Genomic DNA, 20,154 nt, shown 5'->3' with positions numbered 1-20,154 from the left:
CGGCCATGCGTGCGTCACCGGCGGCGCATGCATGGCCGATTACGCTACGCTAATCCGCCCTACGTGTTTCCGTGGTGACGTGTTTCCGTGGTGCCGTGTTCGGGTTCGTTGTCACGGCTTGCGCAGCCGCGCCAGTCCCTTGATCGCGTATTCGTTCTTCGGATCGAGCGCCAGCGAGCGCTCGAAGTGGGCGATCGCCCCGGCCGTGTCGCCACGCTGGTCGGCGATGTCCGCCAATCCATCATGGCTGTACGCCGACGCCGGATACAGCCCCAGCGTGAAATTGAAAATGGCGGCGGCGTCGGCCGGCTTCCGCGCCTCGATCAAATCGTATCCCAGATAAACCAGCGCCTCGTCGCCGCCGGCCGGGGCCGGTTGCAGGCCGCGATAATGCCGCATCCCCGCCTCCACGCCGTCGCGCGCGATCACATCCCACAACACATCGCGCAGCTGCGCGGCCGGCTGCTTGTAGGGCGCGCCGAACAGGATGGCCGCCAGCGCGTTGCCGACACCGCCCGCCGACGCCCGGTCGCTATTGCTCAGCACGATCACGGTGACGCGCTCGGTCGGAAAGCGCAGCAGATACGTTGAAAACCCGTTCTCGCTGCCCGAGTGCTCGATGCTGCGCCGCCCCAGCTTTTCGCCGATTTGCACACCGTAGCCATAACCCTTCTTCACCGGCGTGAACATCTCGTCGAGCGACTTGCGCGACAGCAGCCGTTCCGCATACAGCGCCTGGTCCCACAGCAGCATGTCGCCCACGGTCGACTGGATGCCGCCGGCCGCATAGCTCACCGTCGGACTCATGTAAGGTGCGTTGATGAACCGCGTGCCCAGCGAGTAATAACCGGATGCGCGGTTCGGCAGCAAGGCGCGGCTCTCGTCGTACACCGACTGCGACATGCCCAGCGGCGTGAAAATCTTTTCCCGCAGATAGTCGCCGTAGGACTTGCCGGAGGCGCGCTCGATCGCCATCCCCAGCAGCACATAGCCGGAATTGCTGTATTTGAACTGCTCGCCGGGCGTGAACCTTAGCGGCAGATCGCGGAACAGCGCCACCAGCTCGGGACGCTTATAGGTCCGCAAGGCCAGCACCTCGTCCCACTCGGACAGGCTGGAGTAATTCTCGATGCCGGAGGTATGCGTGAGCAGATGGCGCAGCGTGATCGGTTTCCACGCGGCGGGACACGGGTCGATATATTGGCAGACGGGATCGCCCACCTTGAGCTTGCCCTGCTCCTGCAACTGCATGACCGCCAGCGCGGTGAACTGCTTGGTCAGCGAGGCGATGCGGTACACCGTCCGCGCCGTGTTCGGCACGTCAAGCTCGTAATTGGCCATGCCGTAGGAGCGGCTGAACACGGGAACGCCGTCGCGCGCCACCAGCACCGTGCCGCTGAAATGGTCGTGGCGGGTCGAGGCCTGCAGATACGCATCGAATGTCGCATCGAGCCGCGCATCGGCATCGGCGGCGGCCGGCCGCGCAAACAGGCATGCCGCCAGCGCGGATGCCATCCAGATTACGTTGATTACGTTGCGCCGCATACTTCCTCCGTTGTCCAGAAGAACAGAATACCTCAAGCGGGTTGGCTCGCCCTAGTGCGGCGCCGCCGTGACACCCAGCGCGTCTGCGACGGCCCGATGTGTGACCTCGGCCAGCTCGCGCCGGTGCGCGCCTATCGTGTCGATCGGCGGCAGCACCATCAGTTTCGCCACGACCGGCGGCCCGCCGAGGATGGCGATGATGCTCTCGGCGAAGGTCATGTCGCCGATGAAGTCGACCGACGGATGCCGCCCGCCCTTCGGATCGACGTACGACAAGGCCACCGGTTGCACTGGCACCTTGGCGTCGATCGCCGCCTCGAACAAGTTGGCGTGGAAAGGCAGCAGGTTGCCCTGCGACGAGGTCGTGCCTTCGGGGAAGAAAGCCACGCGCTCGCCGCGCTCCAACGTGGCCACCAGCCCCTTGAAGATATGCCGCAGATCGCGCCGGTTGCCGCGCGAAATGAACACGGTGCCGGCCTTCTCCGCCAGCCAGCCTGCCAGCGGCCACGAGCGGATCTCGGCCTTTGCGACGAAGTGGCTCGGATGCAGGCTGTGGACGACGAAGATGTCCAGCCACGAAACGTGGTTGGCCACCACCACCGCCCGCTCCAGCATCGGCGCGGCCGCCTGCTGCTCGACGCTGACGTTGCACATCCTCAGCAACCGGGTCGACCACCGGCGGATGTGGTCGTTACGCTTGTCCTGGCTTATCCACGGAAACACCGTGGCGCAGATTCCCATCCCCAGCAACACGTGCAACATCACCCGCGCCAGGCGCAACATCATTGAAATCTTCATGCGGGAAAATCAGCCGCGTTGATAGGCGACGTGGCCAGCCACGATGGTGGTTTGCACCTGCCCCGTCAGGTTGTACCCGAGGAAAGGCGTGTGCTTGCCCTGGCTGGCCAGCGCCGACGCTTCCACCGTCCACGTCGCCTGCGGATCGAAGACGCAGACGTCGGCGACCGCGCCGACCGACAAGGTGCCGGCGGTCAGGCCGGCGACACGGGCGGCGTCGGCCGTGATGCGCGAGATCGCCCGCGCCAGCGGACGCATGGCGGCCTTGTCGGCGCCGTTGTGCTGGCCGGCGACGTAATCGTCGGCCCATTTCAGGGTCAGCGACAACAGCAGTTCCAGCCCGGTGGCGCCGGGCGAGGCTTCGCCGAACGGCAGCAGTTTTTCATCGTCGTCGACCGGCGTGTGGTCCGAGCACAGCGCGTCGATGGTGCCGTCGAGCAGGCCGAGGCGGATGGCGTCGCGGTCGCGCTGGCTGCGCAGCGGCGGCGTCAGGCGCGCGTTGGAGTCGAAGAAGCCGATGTCGGCGTCGGTCATGTGGACGTGGTGGGCGCCGACGTCGCAGGTGACCGGCTGGCCTTCCTTTTTGGCCTGGCGCACCAGCTCGATGCCGGCGGCCGACGACAGGCGGCACAGGTGGACGCGGGCGCCGCTCGAACGCATCAGCTCGAAGATGGTGTGCAGCGCGATCGTCTCCGACATCACCGGCACGCCCGACAGGCCCAGGCGCGAAGCGAGCGGACCGCTGGCGGCGATGCCGCCACGGCCGATGTGCGCGTCCTGCGGACGCAGCCAGACAGTGTAGTTGAAGGTTTTGGCGTACTGCATCGCGCGCAGCAGCACGTTGGTGTCCTCGATCGGCTCCTCGGCTTGCGCGAAGCCGATGCAGCCGGCCTCGGTCAGCTCGGCCATCTCGGTCAGCGCCTGGCCCTTGAGGCCGACGGTCAGCGCGCCCAGCGGGTGCACGTGGGCCTGGTTCAGCGTCTTGGCGCGGTACTTGAGCATTTCCACCAAGCCGGGCTCGTCGAGCACGGGGTCGGTGTCCGGCGGGCAGATCAGGCTGGTCACGCCGCCCTGCATCGCCGCCTGCATTTCCGATTCCAGCGTGGCCTTGTATTCGTAGCCCGGCTCGCGCAGGCGCGCCGACAGGTCGACGAAGCCGGGCGAGACGATCATGCCGCTGGCGTCGATGGTCTGGTCGGCCGTGAAGCCGGCGGGCGCGTCGCCGATGGCCAGCACCTTGCCATCGGCGATGTACAGGTCTTGCTTGGCGTCGATGCCGTTGGCCGGGTCAACCAGGTGGCCGTTCTTGATATGGAGATTTTTATTCGAGTTCATTCCTGCTTTCATCCTTGCGTTCCCGCCACAATGCTCATCACCGCCATCCGTACCGCGATCCCGAACGTCACCTGCGGCAGGATCACCGCCTGCGGACCGTCCGCCACCGCCGAATCGATTTCCACGCCACGGTTCATCGGCCCCGGGTGCATGACGATCGCGTCCGGCTTGGCCAGGGCCAGGCGCTCCGGCGTCAGGCCGTAGCTCTTGAAGTATTCCTGCGCCGACGGCAGCAGCGCGCCGCTCATGCGCTCGTTTTGCAGGCGCAGCATGATGATCACGTCGACGCCCTTCAAGCCCTCTTCCATATTGGTGAAGGTGCGCACGCCCATCTGCTCCAGGCCGCCCGGCAGCAGGGTGTGCGGGCCGATCGCGCGCACTTCCGGCACGCCCAAGGTGGTCAACGCGTGGATGTCGGAACGGGCCACGCGGCTGTGCAGGATGTCGCCGACGATGGCCACCGTCAGGTTGGTGAAGTCCTTCTTGTAGTGGCGGATCGTGTACATGTCCAGCAGACCCTGGGTCGGGTGCGCGTGGCGGCCGTCGCCGGCGTTGACCACGTGCACGTGCGACTGCTTGGTGTCGTACAGGTGCTTGGCGATCAGGTACGGCGCGCCCGACTGCGCGTGGCGCACGACGAACATGTCCGCGTGCATCGCCGACAGGTTGTCGATGGTGTCGAGCAGGGATTCGCCCTTGCTGGCCGACGAGGCCTGGATGTTCAGGTTGATCACGTCGGCCGACAGGCGCTTGGAGGCGATCTCGAAGGTGGTGCGGGTGCGGGTCGAGTTCTCGAAGAACAGGTTGAACACCGATTTGCCGCGCATCAGCGGCACTTTCTTGACGTCGCGGTCCGAGATGCCGACGAACGACGAGGCGGTGTCCAGGATGTGATTGAGGATGGATTTGGGCAGTCCCTCGATCGACAGCAGGTGCTGGAGTTCGCCGTTTTTATTCAGTTGCGGATTGAGCATGGTGTAGTGGATCGCGATTAAATTAAGCGTGGTCTATGGTTAGCGTGAATTTTCCATCGTCGGCGCGCTTGAGCACCAGCGCCTGCCCTTGCGGCACGGCCACATGCGCGGCGACGAAATCGGCGGCCACCGGCAACTGGCGCTCGCCGCGGTCGACCAGCGCGGCGAGCATGATGCGCGCCGGACGGCCGTAGTCGAACAGCTCGTTGATCGCGGCGCGCGTGGTGCGGCCGGTGTAGAGCACGTCGTCGACCAGCAGGATGTTGGCGGCGGCGACGTCGAAACCGATGTTGGTCGGCTTGACCTCGGCCGGCAAGCCCTTCTTGGCATAGTCGTCGCGGTAGAAGGAGACGTCGAGCACGCCGCAGCGGGCCGACAGGCCGAGGTCGGCCGCGAGGCGCTCGGCGATCCAGGCGCCGCCGGAGTGGATGCCGACGATGGCGACGTCGGCAACGCCTTCCAGGCCGGCCTTGACGTCGGCCAGCAGCGCCGCGTACAGCGCCTCGGCGTCGAGTTGATTGGGGTTCAGTGTGGACATGGTGGTTCGCTAGGTTGCGTCGAAATATTGTTGCAGGATGATGGCGGCGGCGCGGTCGTCGATGACCTCGCCGCGCTTGGCGGAAATGACCGCCGACGAATAACGTTCGTCGACCAGTTCGACCGGCAGGTTGAAGCGGCCGTTGAGCTGGTTGGCGAACTTGCGCGCGCGCGCCGTCATCTCGTGCTCGGCGCCATCGGGATGCATGGGCAGGCCGACCACGAGGCGGGCGGGTTTCCATTCGTCGAGCAAGGCCTGGATGTCGGCAAAGCGCGTGGCGTTGTCGATGGCGGAGATGACTTTGACTGGCTGGGCCTGGCGGATCATGGTGTTACCCATGGCCACGCCGATACGTTTGACGCCGAAATCGAAAGCGAAGATGGTTTCGACGCTCACGGTTGACCGAACTCACGCATGGCCGGCCTCGGACGTGAGCATCAGCGGATCGATGCCCAGCAGGCGCATGGCGGCCGTGTAGCGTTCCTCGATGGGCAGGTTGAACAGGATGTCGGGGTCGGCGCCGACCGTGAGCCAGCCGTTGCGGCCGATCTCCTCCTCCAGCTGGCCCGGGCTCCAGCCCGAGTAGCCGATCGACACCAGCATCTGCGGCGGGCCCTCGCCGGCGGCGACGGCCTCGAGCACGTCGATCGATGTCGTGAACGCGATATCCTTGGTGACCGTCAGCGACGACGAGTAGCGGTGGCCCGGCGTGTGCAGCACGAAACCACGGTCGTCCTGCACCGGGCCGCCGAACATGATGGGCTCGTCCACGTGCGATTCCAGGCCCGGGCCTTCCTCCAGCTTCAGGTCTATACGTTCGAACAACACTTGCATGGTCATATCGGTGGGTTTGTTGATCACCACGCCCAACACGCCGTTCTCGTTGTGCTCGCAGACATAGACGACGGTGCCGCCGAAGACCGGATCTTGCATGGAAGGCATTGCAATTAGGAAATGATTTGCCAGGTTCAGGGATGGGGCCGCGCCTGCGCCGATGGGGCCCAATTCGTCGATCTCATCCTGTGGCTCGTCCTGGGGGTCGCCTTTCCTGAGGCCGGATACAGGTAGAGTTTTGCCGATTTTGCTCTTCTTCATACGCGTTGCTCTCTCTGTGCTGGGTGCATGATACTACCGTGCTATCGCTATGTCCTGGACAAATGATGTAACATCGCGCCGCAGGCAGCTATCTCTCTCACCGATAGTTTACACTGAATTGAGGGTGCGGCCATGATTGCGTTCCCCCACGAGATTGACACAGACCGAATGAAACTGAAATCATCCCTGGTATGGCTGCGCCGCGATTTGCGCGTGTTCGACCATGTCGCCCTGAATCAGGCCCTGCAAAACAGCGCCACCGTGCATTGCGTTTTTGTCTACGATACGACCATCCTGGACGCCCTGCCGCGCCGCGACCGCCGTGTCGACTTCATCCACGCCAGCCTGGCCGAGGTGGCCGGCGAACTGCGACAACTGGGCGGCCACCTGATCGTGCGCCATGCCGATCCGGTCACCGACATCCCGGCGCTGGCGGCCGAGCTGGGCGTCGACGCCGTCTTCTGCAACCACGATTATGAACCGCAAGCGATCGCCCGCGACGCCGCCGTGGCCGGGGCGCTCAAGGATGCCGGCCGCCAGTTTTTCAGCTACAAGGACCAGGTGATCTTTGAAAAGAGCGAAGTGCTGTCGCAAACCGGTGGCGTGTTCTCGGTGTTTACGCCCTACAAGAACGCCTGGCTGAAAAAGATGGCGGCCGATCCGTCGGTGCTGGCGCCGTACCACATCGAGCCGCACGCGGCGCGGCTGGCGCCGCCGCCCTCGCCCGCGCCCGCGTTGCCGACGCTAGCCGAGCTGGGCTTCGAGCCGAGCAACCTGGCCGAGCTGAACATTCCGACCGGCATGTCCGGCGCGGCGGCGCTGTTCGACGATTTCCTGCCGCGCATCGCCGACTACAAGACGGCGCGCGACTATCCGGCGGTCAAAGGACCGTCGTACCTGTCGCTGCATTTCCGCTTCGGCACGCTGTCGGTGCGCCATCTGGTGCGCACGGTGCTCGACCTGATGGCGCGCGGCGCCGGCGGCGAAGGCGCGCCGGTCTGGCTGGCCGAGCTGATCTGGCGCGAGTTCTACGCGATGATCCTGTTCCACAATCCGCACGTGGTGGGCGGCGCCTACAAGCCGGCCTACGACGCCATCCAGTGGGAGACGGGAGCGGAGGCGGATGAGCTGTTCGCCGCGTGGTGCGAAGGCCGCACCGGCTATCCGCTGGTGGACGCGGCGATGACGCAACTGAACCAGACCGGCTATATGCACAACCGCCTGCGCATGGTGACGGCGTGCTTCCTGATCAAGGATTTGGGCATAGACTGGCGGCGCGGCGAAGCGTATTTCGCGCTGCATCTGAACGACTTCGACCTGGCGTCGAACAACGGCGGCTGGCAATGGGCGTCGTCGTCGGGGTGCGACGCCCAGCCGTATTTCCGCATTTTCAATCCGGTCACACAGTCGGAGAAGTTCGACGGCGCCGGTAAATTCATCCGGCGTTATTTGCCGCAATTGAAGGACCTCGGCGACAAGGAGATCCACGCGCCGTGGCAAACCCCGCGCATGCTGCCGCTGGATTATCCGGCGCCGGTCGTCATGCATGACGAAGCGCGCAAACGCACGCTGGAGCGCTACGACGTCGTTAAAAAAACCTCGGAGACACGTAGGGCGGATTAGCGCAGCGTAATCGGCCATGCACGCGCCGTCGGCGGCTTATGCATGGCCGATTACGGCGTGCCGCCTAATCCGCCCTACGTGTATCCGAAGTTACTGGCACAGTCCCGTAAAATTGCCGCGCGAGGCGCAGGCTATTTCAACAGCCCGGTGATCGCCTCCAACAACACCTGCTCCTGGAACGGTTTGCCGAAATAAGCGTTCACGCCCAGCTGCAAGGCGTAATTGCGGTGCTTGTCCGCGCTGCGCGACGTGATCATGATGATCGGAATCTCCCTGGTCCGGTCATCGCCGCGCACATTGCGCGTCAGGTCGAAACCGTCCATGCGCGGCATCTCTATATCGACCAGCATCAAATCCGGCGTCATGTCCTGCAACTGCTCCAGCGCGTCCACGCCGTCCTTGGCCAGCAGGACGTTGTAGCCTTCGCGCTCCAGCAAACGCTGCGTCACACGCCGCACCGTCATCGAATCGTCCACCACCATGATCGACCGCGCATTCGCGTGCGCCGGCGCCGGATTGGCCGCCTGCGCATACTGCCGCCTGGCCTCCGGTTGATGCGCCAGATGCTGCACCAGCGCCACCGGATTCAAAATCAGCACGATATCGCCCGTCCCCAGCACCGTGGCGCCGGCGATGCCCGCCATGCGCGACAGCTGCGGACCGATATTCTTGATGACCACCTCGCGGTTCCCCAGCACCTCGTCGACCTGCACCGCCAGCCGCTCGTTGCCGTTCTTGAGCATCATCACCGGCGCCGACCGCTGCGCCGGCAGGGACGCATCCGCCTCGCCCAGCAACGCGGGGAGATAATGCAGCGCCGCTTGGTGCCCATGGATCGGCACGAAACCGCTTTGATGGGCCTCGGCCAGCGCCGCGTCCTTCATCTGCAGCACCTGTTCGACCAGGATGGCCGGGAAGGCGTAGGTCTTGCCGCCCGCGTCGAGCAGCACGACCTGCGTTACGGCCAAGGTCAACGGCAAACGGATGGTGAAGCGCGTGCCTTTGCCACGCTCGGAGAACATGTCGACGCGCCCGCCCAGCGATTGCGCCTCCGACTGCACGATGTCCATGCCGACGCCACGTCCCGACAGCTCGGTCAGCGATTCGGCGGTGGAGAAGCCCGGCTCGAAAATCAGGTCGGCGATCTGCGCCTCGGTGACCTCGTCCTCTTCCCGCAGCAGGCCGCTGCCGATCGCCTTGGCGCGGATGCGTTCCAGATCGAGGCCGGCGCCGTCGTCGGTAAATTCGATGACAACCTCGTTACCCTGCTGCGTCACCTGCACCAGCAGCTCGCCGGTCTCGTTCTTGCCCGCCTCGCCCCGGGCGGCGCGCGACTCCACGCCGTGGGCGATGGCGTTGCGCAGCAGATGCTCGAACGGCGCGGCCATCCGCTCCAACACGCTGCGGTCGATCTCCACGGCGCCGCCGCGAATGTCCAGATTGACGCGCTTGTCCACTTCCTTGGCGCTTTGACGGGCCACGCGGAACAGCCGCTCGGAGATGCTGGCGAACGGCACCATGCGCACCCGCATCAGGTCGCGCTGGAGATCACGCGTGAGGCGCGCCTGCAGCACCAGATCGTTGCTGGCGGTGTCGACGCCCCGGGTCAAACTTTCATGGAACGAGGCGACGTCGTTGACGCTTTCCGCCATCATCCGGGTCAGCTCCTGCAGCCGGGTGAAGCGGTCGAATTCGAGCGGGTCGAATTCGCGGTCGCTCGACACCGACATGCGCGAGGCGATCTGCGATTCAGCCTGCATTTCCACCTCGCGCAGCTGGCGGCGCAGGCGCGTCAGGTTCCCGGAGAAGTCCAGCAGCGACGAGCGCAAGGTCGCGACTTCGTTCTCCAGCTTGGAACGCGAGATCGATACCTCGCCGGCCTGGTTGACCAGACGGTCCAGGATGTCGGCGCGCACGCGCACCAGCGGCGATTTGACGCCAGCCGGTGGCTCCTCGCCCGACGGCATCGCGGGAGGAACGCCGGCCACGTCGTCGGCGGCGGCGATGTCGGCGCCGGGCGCGGCATCGCCGTCCACCGTCGCCGGCGCGCCGGCTTCCATGCTTTCGACGTCGGCGGCAAGGCCGGCGGCACCAACTTCGGCCGGAATGGCTTTGAGCGCGTCCGGATGCTGCAATTGTTCGAACAGCAGCAAGGCGTGGTCGTAGTGCGCGAGCAGCTCGTCGAACGCCTGAGGCGTGGCGAACCCGGCGTGCACCATGTTTTCGATATGGGTTTCGATTTCATGCGCGTGCTGGCCCAGGCGCATCGCGCCGGCCATGCGCGCGCTGCCCTTGACCGTGTGCAGCAGGCGTAGCAAACCTTGCGCGTGGGAGGTGTCGGCGGGATTGTGCTGCCAGGCGCGCAGCGCTTCGCCCACTTGCGGCAGCAGGTCGGCGCCCTCCTCGAGGAAGACCGGCAGCAGATCGGCGTCCAGCTCGTCGTTGAAGAGCGCCGGCGCGGCAGCCAGGATTTCCGGCTCGGCCGGAGCCAGTTCGATGATTTCGGCGTCCAGCGTGGGAGCGGGTTCCGGTTCCGGTTCCGGTTCCGGTTCGAGGTCTGGTTCAGATTCCGGGCCGGGTTCCGGGTCGAGCACGGATTCGACCATCAACTCGTCCTCGGGAGTCGGCTCCACGGGAGCGGCGGCCGGCGCGGGCGCCTGGTATGGCGGCGCGGCGATATTCAGCGGCGGATCGGCGAAGGCGTCGTCAAAGGCGGCGTTGAACAGGTCATCGATGCTGTCATCGGCGCGCGCTTCGACCTTTTTCGGTTCGGACGCGGGCACGGGAGCGTCCGATTCCGGCACGCTCCCGCTGATCATGTCGTAGACCTCCCTGAACAAGCGATCCAGGGGCGTCTCCTCCGCTTCCGGCGGTGGCGGCGGCGACGCGATGTTTTCCATCGTCTCCGCCACCAGATCGTCCAGGCGCGCCTCGATATCCTGGCCGGCGCCGGGCGGCGTGGCGGCCAGTTCCTCGCTCAGCTGCTGCAAGGCGCTGATCAGTTCCGGCTGCGCGGCGGGCATTTCGCCCTGCGCAAAACTCTGCAGCATCTGGCGGATGCGCTCTATCGCGAAGTCCAGCAGATCGTGCTGCGCCTGATCCAGATGCGGAGCGGGCGGCAGCAGCGATTGCAGCGTTCCTTCCAGCGCCAGCGCCAGCTCGCGCAAAACCTTGAAGCCGACCGTGCCCGAAGTGCCGGCCAGGGTATGGGATGCCTGCAGCGCCTCGGGATTGACCGGCCGACGCGGCTCATGGCGCCATTCGCCGAAGTCCCGCTGCAGCAGGCGAACCAGTTCGTCCGTCTCGTGCAGATAGATGTTGTACAGCGGCAGAGGGATATCCAGCTCGCCGATATGCTTGACGTTGTCGTCGCGCGGCGCCAGCGGCGGCGCCACGGTGGGGAACTCGATGACGTTGCCGGTTGAGGAAGGTGCCGCCGGTGGTGTCCGTGGCTCGTCGACCTTCAGCGGCTCGGCGACCTCCGGTGTTTCGATGACCTCGGGTGTCTCGGATGCCGCAGGCGTCTCATCCGCCGCCAGGGCCGATGCCGCTTCCTCGATGAAGAATTCGCCACCCTCCTGGACACGCAGGGCGGCGGCCACCAACGCGTCGGCATTGCGGGCCGATACGCCGGCGGACGCCAACTCCGCCACCCAGGCACCCAACTCGCGCGCGGCGGTCGCCAGCAACGAGAACAGCGCATCGGTCGAAGGACGTTCCTCGGCCAGCCAGGTATTCATCACCCGCTCGACCGCATGCGCGGCGTCGGCGAACTGGTTCAGTCCCACCATCCGTCCGCTGCCCTTGAGCGTATGGAAAGAGCGGCGCAACATGATCAGAGACTGCTCGCCGCCGGATTCGGAACGTGGCTTGGCCAGCATCCCGTCGACAAAGTCCAGCACCTCCCGCGCCTCGGCGATGAAGATCTCCAGCAGCTCCGCCTCCACCGCCGCATCGCTGGCGGCGGGCGGCGGCGCTTCGGCCGGCATCGACGCCGGCGCAGGCGCAAGCACCTCCTGATCCAGCACCGGTATCGACTCCGACTCCGCCATCTTCTTGAACGGCACCGAACGGAAGGTCCCCTGCTGCGCGTCGAAGGTAAACCGCTCGCGCGCGCCGGCCGCGTTCTGCGCCAGCATATCGACAAAGAATCCCAGCGCGCCGACATTCTGCGCGATGTCATCGAGAGCCTTCTGCTCCTGCGTCGAGTCTGCGCCGCCGTCGGCCAGCGAGCGCACCGCCGCCTTGACATGCTGCGCCGCCTTCATCGCATCTTCCTGGTCGAGCATCGCCAGGGCGCCCTGCAACTGGTGCAGCACCGGATCGAGTTCCGCCAGCGAAGGGCGCTTGGCCGGGTCGATGTAGTACTCGTCCAGCACCTTCTCCACCTGGCGCAAGCCGGTCTTCATCTCCAGCGCCAGCGCGATCGCGGTGTCGTCCTGCCGCATCTGCCGCGCCAGGCCGTTCTGCCACTGCGCCGGTTCCGGCGGCGTATCGCCGGACACCAGCGCCAGCAGCCGCGCGCCTATCGTATCGGCATTCGCCGCGAAATCGGTCGGCAGGTGGCGGATCCGCTCCAGGCCATGCTCGGCGAACAACAGCGCGGTCGCCATTTCCAGCGCGAGCTCCTCGCTGCGGCCGGCCGAAACGGCGGTGCGCGCGACCTCGGCCAACTGGCGCATCAGCGCACTGAGGGCCGGAATATTGAGCTTGTCGCATTCGCCCGCGACGTCGGCAAGCGCGGTATCGAACGCGGCGTCCAGGCCGGGATCGATTTCCGCGTCGGCCAGCCTGTCCCAGTTGGCCTTGGCCTGCGCCATGCCGGCCTTGGCGCGCGCCAGCGCCTCGGCGTCGATCTGGCCATAGCGGCGGGTCTCGTAATCGGCCGGCGCGAGGCCCTCAAGCGCGAAGACGGCGCGCATCTTCCTCGCCGTCGGCGATTCGGTGCCGGCGCCGGCCGCCGCGATGAAGAACAGCGCATCGCGCAACATCGTGTCCGGCTGCGCGACGGTGCCCTGGCTCAAACGGCGGATTTGCAGATTGATCAATCCGAACAGCTGCTTCACATACAAGCCGCCCGCCAGCTCGCCGCCGGCCACCAGCTCGGCGAAGCCCTGCATCGCCAGCCAGAACGTGCGGGCCTTGTCGTCGCGCTGCGCATCGGCGACCAGCTTCACGGCGTCGAGCAGCGCGGCGGCATGTTCCCGCTGCTGCGCCGGCTCCGTGCTTTTCATATAAGGCAGCAGCGCGCGTTCGAAACGCTGGCGGTAAGCCGTGTAGTCGACCGCCTCGTCGACCACCAGGTCGGCCGCCGTGTCGGCGCCGGCATCGACGGCATCCGGCTCGGGCATGCGCGATAAATCCGGGAAGAACAGGTCCGCCGGGTGGATCCGGTCGGCGCCTATCATCTCCTGCACCGCGCGGTAGTACGGGAAAAGCCTGGCCGGCTGCGACGGCGCGCCCTCCAGCAGTTCCTCCAGATACTCGACCAGCGCCTGATACAGCTGCGACACCGCCTCCACATGATCGGTGCTACACTTGACCGTGCCGGCCTTGAAGCGGTCCAGCGCCGCCTCGGCCAGCTGCGTCATCTGGCTCACGCCGTCGATGTCGACCATCTGCAGCGCGCCGTGGGCCTGATGCAAATGCGATTTCGCATGCTGCAGCTGCGTCGCCTGATCTTCCGCCGCCCTGCCGCCCGCCTCGACCAGCGCGGTCCTGGAGCGCGCCAGCGACTCCCGGATTTCGACCATCACCCATGACAGGGGTCCGGTATCCAATTGCGGTTGCGGCGGTGTCGAAAAATCAGTTGTGGTCATGCTTGCCTAGGCCTTTCAATGAGGTGCGCGGCGTGCGTTCAGGACGCGATGCGGAATCGCGCCACCGAGTTTTTCAATTCCTGCGCCAGCACCGACAGTTTATGGATCGATTGCGCGGTTTGCTGCGTGCCGTCCTGCGTCTGCTCGGTCACCGTCAAGATATGCTGGATATTGTGCGCCACGCCGTTGGCCGACGTCGCCTGCTGGCCGGTGGCGAGCGAAATCCCGGAAATCAGCTCGGCCAGCCGGTTCGACACCTGCGAAATGTCGTTCAGCGCCGCGCCGGCCGCGTCGGACAGGCGCGCGCCTTCGACCACGCCCTGGGTCGATTTTTCCATCGCCGCCACCGCGTCGTGGGTATCGGTTTGAATCGTGCGCACCAGCGCGCCGATCTGCTTGGCCGCCTCCGCCGAGCGCTCCGCCAGCCGCTGCACCTCCTCCGCCACGACCGAGAAGCCGCGTCCCGCCTCGCCGGCCGACGCGGCCTGGATCGCCGCGTTCAGCGCCAGCACGTTGGTTTGTTCGGTGATGTCGGAAATGAGCTCGGTGATCTCGCCGATCTCCTGCGACGATTCGCCCAGCCGCTTGATGCGCTTGGAGGTGTCCTGGATCTGATCGCGGATCTCGTGCATGCCCTTGATGGCGTTTTCCACCGCCGTCGACCCTTGCTGCGCCGCCGCCACCGACTGGCGCGCGACGTCGGCCGATTCGCTGGCCGAACGCGACACGTCGGTGATCTCGTTGGCCATCTTGGCCACGGTGGCGCTGGCGTCCTGGATCTCGCGCGACTGCCGCTGCGACGCCTGCAGCAGGTTGCTGGCGATGCTTTGCGCGTGCGTGGACGCCTTGGTCACCTGCTCGGCGGTCGCGGTCACGCGGCCCACCAGCCCGCGCAGCTCCTCGACCGTGTAATTGACCGAGTCGGCGATCGCGCCGGTGATGTCCTCCGACACGGTGGCCTGCACCGTCAGGTCGCCGTCGGCCACCTCCTGCAGCTCGTTCATCAGGCGCAGAATCGCCGCCTGGTTCTGGTCGTTCATGGCCTTGGCTTCCTCCTCCTTGCGCTGCGACTGCTGGCGCATCGCCTCCGCCTCCCGGCGGCGGCGGTCGGCGCCCCGCGTGCGGTTGTGGGAGTCCATCAGCAGCACGCGGCCGATGGCCGCCGCCATGATCAGCGTGAGCAAGCCGCCGGCCACCATCAGCCAGAACGTCAAACCAAGCGAATCCTGGTCTTCGCGGTAGGCCTGCTGCAGCACCGACAGGCGTTGGCGCAGCGCCTCGTTATCGTTGAAGATCAGCTGCTCGGCGGTTTTCGCGGCACTGAATTTGTCCAGCTTATTGAGGATCGCCGTCACCAGCTTTTGATATTCCTCGAAGTCGCCCTTGAGCGCGGTGAACTTCTCGCGCAGGTCCGGATCACGCACGGCGGCGATGCCCAGCGGCGCGCTGCCGTTGAGGAAACCGTCGACCGTGTTGCGGAACACCGTCGTGTCGCGGCCCAGCTGGAACGCCGTCTCCGAGCTGATGCCGCCGGCGGTCAGGAATTCGCTGGCGCCGCGGCTCATGCGCTGGGTCAGCATGGACAGCCCGCCCAACGCCGCCAGCTCGCGCGCCGTGCCGCCGCGCTGCAGCTTGAGGGCGGTGATTTCCTCGGTGCGCGCCAGCAGGTCGGGCGACATCGTGTTCAGTTTCTGCAGCGTCTTGTCGACGCCGCTCAGGTCCGCCTTGAGGGTCAGGATGGTGTCGGCGGCGATGTCGGTCGCGCTCCACTGCTTGCTCGCCGCCGCCACCACCGGCGCCAGGTCGGCGCGCGGCTCGCCGATTTCACGGCCCTGGTAGGTGCCGCCGCGCGTCATCAGCTTGATGTCGTTATTGAGTTCCTTGCGGCTTTCCTCGAGCTGGCGGAAGCCTTCGGCGCTGCCCTGCACGGCGTTCGGCGCGGCCTTGCCGATGCGCTGGGAGTGCATCAGCGCATCGCTGGCGACCTGGGTTTGGGCCGAGCGGTTGGCGCTGTGGATGGTATTGAGCGCGACGAACACCGCGCTCGCGCCAAGGCTGACGGCCAGCGCGGTCGACAAAATACTCAACTGGCGCTGCGCCGGCAGATGGCCGATCAGCGGAAGCTTGAAGCCGGCGGCGGTTTCGGCCGGCGCCACGCGGGTGCCGAGGCGGCCCAGCGCATCGCGCAAACGCAACGGCGCGCCGCCGTCGGCGGCGGCATCGGCAGTGTTTGCGTTGTCGGCGGCGGCATGCATGAACTGCGAATCGCCGGCCTCGCCGAATTCCGAACTCGCTGTCAGGTCCTGGTCGGCATTCCGGTTGCCATTCGAGAAACTACCCATCTTGAAAGCCATTCCAACCTCTCCGGATTAATTTATGCGACCCGCGGTGCGGCCTGCCTTTTGCTCGTTTTGTCCCATCACCCGCAGTGTACGTGCATCAGAAGCCAACTTGCAGAAAAGCGGGGTCGCGCACCAGCTGCGCCAGATCGATCCGGGTCCAGCATAGTCCCTCGGCGTCGTCGAAATGCTGGCCGCACCAGGCGGGCGCGCCGTCGGCGGGGGGCGGCGCGGCCTTCATGTCGGCCAGCTTGCGCAAACCAAGCACGCGCCCAGCCAGCAGCGCGCAGTTGAAGCCCAGTCCCGGCGCGAAGGTGATGAAGCGGCGCTCCGACACCGCCGTGTCGTCGGCATCCCGGCCCTGGTAGCGCGCCAGGTCGACCACGCCGGTCAGGTTGCCGCGGATGTTGGCCAGGCCCAGATACCAGTCCCGCGTCAGCGGCACCGGCGTCACCGGCTGCGGCGGCACGATCTCGCCGATCTGGGTCAGGTCCAGCAGGCACAGACTGCCGCCGATCAGCACCCCCAGTTCGCGACCGCCGACGTTGGCGCCGGTCTTGGCGGCCTGCATGCGCTCGAGCAGTTGCACCTGGTACTGGCGCAGGCGGCTGCGGCGTTCCGTGCCGGCCGGCGAGGCGGAGCTGTCGGGCGTCATGCCGGTCATCGCCTAGCCCAAGGCGGCGATTTTGGCCAGCAGATCGGCCGCGTCGACCGGCTTGACCAGATAGTCGCGGGCGCCCTGGCGCAAGCCCCAGATACGGTCGGTCTCCTGGTTTTTGCTGGAGCAGATAATCACCGGCACGTCCTGCAGCTCCGGGTCGCGGGCGATCGAGCGGGTAACCTGGAAGCCGTTCGCGCCGGGCATGACCACGTCCATCAGGATCAGCTCCGGCTTGTCGGCCTTGATTTTGGCCAGCGCCTCCTCGCCGTTTTCGGCCACGGACACCGAAAAACCGTTGCGCACCAGGATATCGGTCAGGTAGTAACGTTCGGTGGGCGAATCGTCGACGATCAAAATGCGGTGTATGGCCATAATTCCCTCTGCGGCTTTATTATTCTGGTGACGGGACGGACGCGCCGCCGGTGTGCTCGCGCACGGCGGCCAGCAGGCTGTCCTTGGTAAAAGGTTTGGTCAGATAGGCGGCCGAGCCGACCATCGCGCCGCGCGCGCGGTCGAACAGGCCATCCTTGGAGGACAGCATCAGCACCGGCGTGGCATGGAATTTCGCGCTTTTCTTGATCAGGGCGCAGGTCTGGTAACCGTCCAGGCGCGGCATCAGGATGTCGCAAAACACCAGCGCCGGGTGGTGGTCGTTGATCTTGGCCAGGGCGTCGAAGCCGTCTTCGGCCAGCACCACCTGGTAGCCGGCCTGGCTCAGGAAGATCTCGGCCGATCGACGTATCGTGCTGCTATCGTCGATCACCATGATTTTCAGGGCCGAATCGGGCACATTAGCTTGCGGCGTGGTCGTCATAATCGAATCGCTGGGATGAGGCTACACGATAGCATAGGCGGAGCGGCCTGCGCGCCTTGCTGGCGCCGGGCGCCGCTGGCCGGATAAAATCAACATGCGCCGGCAGGCGTCAGATGACGACCATCTCGAAATCGTCCTTGCGGGCGCCGCATTCGGGGCAGCTCCAGTTCATCGGCACGTCGGCCCAGCGGGTGCCGGGGGCGATGCCTTCGTCCGGGAGGCCGGCCTGCTCGTCGTAGATCCAGCCACAGATCAGGCACATCCAGGTCTGGAACTCCTGCGTTGTTTCATTGCTACTCACGTTCTGCCACCCTTCAATCAAGTAAAATGCTGAATTAGGTATCTTAATCTACCAGCCGTGCAAAACCAAACTTCTCCTCTCATATTAAGCTTCGGCGCTGCCGATCCGGCCGGCGCGATGGGCGTCCAGGCCGACCTGGCTGCTTTTTCGGCCCTTTCCTGCACCGGACTGGCGGTCACCACCGCGTTGCTGATCGGCGACAGCGCGCGCGTCGAGGACGTGCAGGAAATCGATCCGGACTGGGTTTGCGACCAGGCCCGCGTGGTCCTGGAGGACATGACCATGGCCGCCTTCAAGGTCGGCGCGCTGACCAATATCGAGCAGGTGGCGGCGATCGCCGAAATCCTGTCCGACTATCCGGACGCGCCGCTGATCCTCGACCCGTTCAGTTCCCGCCTGCCCGACCTGCCCGACGACGACGCCGAGGAACTGCTTACCGCCGTGCGCCAGCTGCTGGTGCCGCAGGCGACCCTTCTGATGCTGTCGCTGGTGGAACTGGGCCGGCTGGCCGAGACCTGGCGCGAAGGCGCCGAGGACACGCTCGAATCGGACGTCGAGCACCTGCTGGCCCTGGGCTGCGAATTCGTGCTCGTCACCGGCACCGCCGCCGGCACGCCGCAGGGCGACGCGACATCTCCCAACATCCTGGCCAACACCTTGTTCGGCGCCGAGGGCATGGTCAGCCACGACGCCTGGCAGCACCTGCCGGGCCCCTTCCTCGGCGCCGGCGGCACCTTGTCGGCGGCGATCACCGCCTTCATGGCGCGCGGCGCCGACGTGCCCGAAGCGGTGGCGGCGGCGCAGGAATATACCGTCGGCGCGCTGGCGCACGCGCAGCGCTACGGCATGGGCAAGTTCGTGCCCAATCGCTTTTTCCATTTGCTGACCACGGCCGCCGACATGCAGTAATGACGCGCGCGCCGTCCACACACCTGACACTGAAGATGCCAACATGACCACGAACTCGATCAACACCTCGAAAAACGATACCCTGTTCGCCCGCGCCCAGAAAACCACGCCGGGCGGCGTCAACTCGCCGGTGCGCGCCTTCCGTTCGGTCGGCGGCACGCCGCGCTTCATCACCCGCGCCGAAGGCCCGTACTTCTGGGACGCCGACGACAAGCGCTATATCGACTACATCGGCTCCTGGGGTCCGGCCATCGTCGGCCACGCGCATCCGGTGGTGGTCAAGGCGGTGCAGGAAGCGGCCGCGCGCGGCCTGTCGTTCGGCGCGCCGACCGAGGGCGAAGTGCTGATGGCCGAGGAGATCTGCCGCCTGGTACCGTCGATCGAGCAGGTGCGCCTGGTCTCGTCGGGCACCGAGGCGACCATGAGCGCGCTGCGCCTGGCGCGCGGCGCCACGGGCCGCGACAAGATCGTCAAGTTCGAGGGCTGCTACCACGGCCACGCCGACTCGCTGCTGGTCAAGGCCGGCAGCGGCCTGCTCACCTTCGGCAATCCGACGTCGGCCGGCGTGCCGGAGGACTTCGTCAAGCACACCCTGGTGCTGGACTATAACAACGTCGAACAGCTGGAGGAGGCGTTCGCCTCGTTCGGCGACGAAATCGCCTGCGTCATCGTCGAGCCGGTGGCCGGCAATATGAATCTGATCAAGGCCAGCGAGGCCTTCCTGCAGGCGATGCGCGCGCTGTGCACCAAGCATGGCGCGGTGCTGATCTTCGACGAAGTGATGTGCGGCTTCCGCGTGGCGCTGGGCGGCGCGCAGGAACTGTATGGCATCAAGCCGGATCTGACGGCGCTGGGCAAGGTGATCGGCGGCGGCTTGCCGGTGGCGGCCTTCGGCGGCAGCGCCGACTTGATGGGCAAGATGGCGCCGCTGGGCGCCGTCTACCAGGCGGGCACGCTGTCGGGCAATCCGGTGGCGGTGGCGGCCGGGATGACGACGCTGCGGATTATCCAGGAGCCGGGGTTTTACGAGAAGTTGAGCGCCACGGCGGCGCGTCTGGCGGCGGGATTGACCGAAGCGGCCAAGGCCGCCGGCGTGGTGTTCTGCGCCGATTCGGTGGGCGGGATGTTCGGTTTGTATTTCAGCGAGACGCCGCCGAACAATTACGCGGAGATGATGGCCGGCGACCGGGCGCGTTTCAATGCCTTCTTCCACGCCATGCTGGACGAGGGCGTGTATTTCGCGCCGGCCGCGTTCGAGGCGGGGTTCGTGTCGGCGCAGCACAGCGACGAAGTGATCGACGAGACCATCGCGGCGGCCGGGCGGGTGTTCAAGCGGTTGGGCGCCTAAGGAGCCGCTGGCGGCTCGCACATGGCGGATTAGCGCGCAGCGCGTAATCCGCCAT

The 20,154-nt window shown here is 66.1% G+C and carries 16 protein-coding genes; 3 read left to right on the top strand and 13 right to left on the bottom strand.

Annotation, left to right across the window (positions count from 1 at the left end):
- Positions 1–111: 111 nt before the first annotated feature.
- Genes MRBLMU1_RS05230 through MRBLMU1_RS05200 form a run of 7 tightly spaced genes read right to left on the bottom strand, consistent with a single transcriptional unit; the run spans position 112 to position 6,285 of the window.
- On the bottom strand, positions 112–1,545 hold the full coding sequence (locus tag MRBLMU1_RS05230) for a serine hydrolase (RefSeq protein ID WP_363498039.1): 1,434 nt from the start codon (positions 1,543–1,545) through the stop codon (positions 112–114).
- 51 nt (positions 1,546–1,596) lie between these two features.
- Positions 1,597–2,331, bottom strand: coding sequence for a lysophospholipid acyltransferase family protein (locus MRBLMU1_RS05225; RefSeq protein ID WP_363498036.1), 735 nt, complete (start codon positions 2,329–2,331; stop codon positions 1,597–1,599).
- 21 nt (positions 2,332–2,352) lie between these two features.
- Positions 2,353–3,678, bottom strand: a complete 1,326-nt coding sequence (locus tag MRBLMU1_RS05220; RefSeq protein ID WP_363498033.1) for a dihydroorotase — start codon at positions 3,676–3,678, stop codon at positions 2,353–2,355.
- An 8-nt stretch (positions 3,679–3,686) separates the two neighbouring features.
- Positions 3,687–4,652: an aspartate carbamoyltransferase catalytic subunit gene (locus MRBLMU1_RS05215; protein WP_363498030.1), complete on the bottom strand. Its 966-nt coding sequence runs from the start codon at positions 4,650–4,652 to the stop codon at positions 3,687–3,689.
- A 22-nt stretch (positions 4,653–4,674) separates the two neighbouring features.
- Positions 4,675–5,190: a bifunctional pyr operon transcriptional regulator/uracil phosphoribosyltransferase PyrR gene (pyrR, locus tag MRBLMU1_RS05210; protein WP_363498027.1), complete on the bottom strand. Its 516-nt coding sequence runs from the start codon at positions 5,188–5,190 to the stop codon at positions 4,675–4,677.
- Positions 5,191–5,199: 9 nt separating this feature from the next.
- Positions 5,200–5,586 carry a Holliday junction resolvase RuvX gene (ruvX, locus tag MRBLMU1_RS05205; protein WP_363498024.1) on the bottom strand — a complete coding sequence of 129 codons (387 nt, stop codon included), beginning with the start codon at positions 5,584–5,586 and terminating at the stop codon, positions 5,200–5,202.
- 12 nt (positions 5,587–5,598) lie between these two features.
- Positions 5,599–6,285: a YqgE/AlgH family protein gene (locus tag MRBLMU1_RS05200; RefSeq protein WP_363498022.1), complete on the bottom strand. Its 687-nt coding sequence runs from the start codon at positions 6,283–6,285 to the stop codon at positions 5,599–5,601.
- 168 nt (positions 6,286–6,453) lie between these two features.
- Here MRBLMU1_RS05200 and MRBLMU1_RS05195 point away from each other — a divergent pair, with 168 nt between their 5' ends.
- On the top strand, positions 6,454–7,908 hold the full coding sequence (locus tag MRBLMU1_RS05195; protein WP_363498019.1) for a cryptochrome/photolyase family protein: 1,455 nt from the start codon (positions 6,454–6,456) through the stop codon (positions 7,906–7,908).
- A 131-nt stretch (positions 7,909–8,039) separates the two neighbouring features.
- Here MRBLMU1_RS05195 and MRBLMU1_RS05190 read toward each other — a convergent pair whose 3' ends face one another.
- The 6 genes from MRBLMU1_RS05190 to MRBLMU1_RS05165 form a co-directional block, all read right to left on the bottom strand.
- Positions 8,040–13,727, bottom strand: coding sequence for an Hpt domain-containing protein (locus tag MRBLMU1_RS05190; protein WP_363498016.1), 5,688 nt, complete (start codon positions 13,725–13,727; stop codon positions 8,040–8,042).
- A 38-nt stretch (positions 13,728–13,765) separates the two neighbouring features.
- Positions 13,766–16,081, bottom strand: a complete 2,316-nt coding sequence (locus MRBLMU1_RS05185; protein ID WP_363498013.1) for a methyl-accepting chemotaxis protein — start codon at positions 16,079–16,081, stop codon at positions 13,766–13,768.
- A gap of 85 nt (positions 16,082–16,166) precedes the next feature.
- Positions 16,167–16,721, bottom strand: a complete 555-nt coding sequence (locus MRBLMU1_RS05180; protein ID WP_363498010.1) for a chemotaxis protein CheW — start codon at positions 16,719–16,721, stop codon at positions 16,167–16,169.
- Between the two features lie 12 nt (positions 16,722–16,733).
- Positions 16,734–17,099: a response regulator gene (locus tag MRBLMU1_RS05175; protein ID WP_363498007.1), complete on the bottom strand. Its 366-nt coding sequence runs from the start codon at positions 17,097–17,099 to the stop codon at positions 16,734–16,736.
- A 19-nt stretch (positions 17,100–17,118) separates the two neighbouring features.
- The gene (locus MRBLMU1_RS05170) at positions 17,119–17,541 is read right to left on the bottom strand and encodes a response regulator (RefSeq protein WP_315213633.1); all 423 of its coding nucleotides are present in this window, start codon (positions 17,539–17,541) and stop codon (positions 17,119–17,121) included.
- A gap of 109 nt (positions 17,542–17,650) precedes the next feature.
- Positions 17,651–17,842, bottom strand: a complete 192-nt coding sequence (locus MRBLMU1_RS05165) for a rubredoxin (RefSeq protein ID WP_363498004.1) — start codon at positions 17,840–17,842, stop codon at positions 17,651–17,653.
- 57 nt (positions 17,843–17,899) lie between these two features.
- Here MRBLMU1_RS05165 and thiD point away from each other — a divergent pair, with 57 nt between their 5' ends.
- Positions 17,900–18,751: a bifunctional hydroxymethylpyrimidine kinase/phosphomethylpyrimidine kinase gene (gene thiD, locus MRBLMU1_RS05160; protein WP_363498001.1), complete on the top strand. Its 852-nt coding sequence runs from the start codon at positions 17,900–17,902 to the stop codon at positions 18,749–18,751.
- Between the two features lie 43 nt (positions 18,752–18,794).
- A complete protein-coding gene (hemL, locus tag MRBLMU1_RS05155) occupies positions 18,795–20,099 on the top strand; it encodes a glutamate-1-semialdehyde 2,1-aminomutase (RefSeq protein ID WP_363497998.1) in 1,305 nt (434 codons plus the stop codon).
- Positions 20,100–20,154 lie beyond the last annotated feature (55 nt).

The sequence above is a fragment of the Burkholderia sp. LMU1-1-1.1 genome (genome assembly GCF_040675865.1).
Classification (GTDB): domain Bacteria; phylum Pseudomonadota; class Gammaproteobacteria; order Burkholderiales; family Burkholderiaceae_D; genus Rugamonas.
Note: the sequence above shows the minus strand (reverse complement) of the source record. Positions and strands in the feature narration are given on the sequence as shown.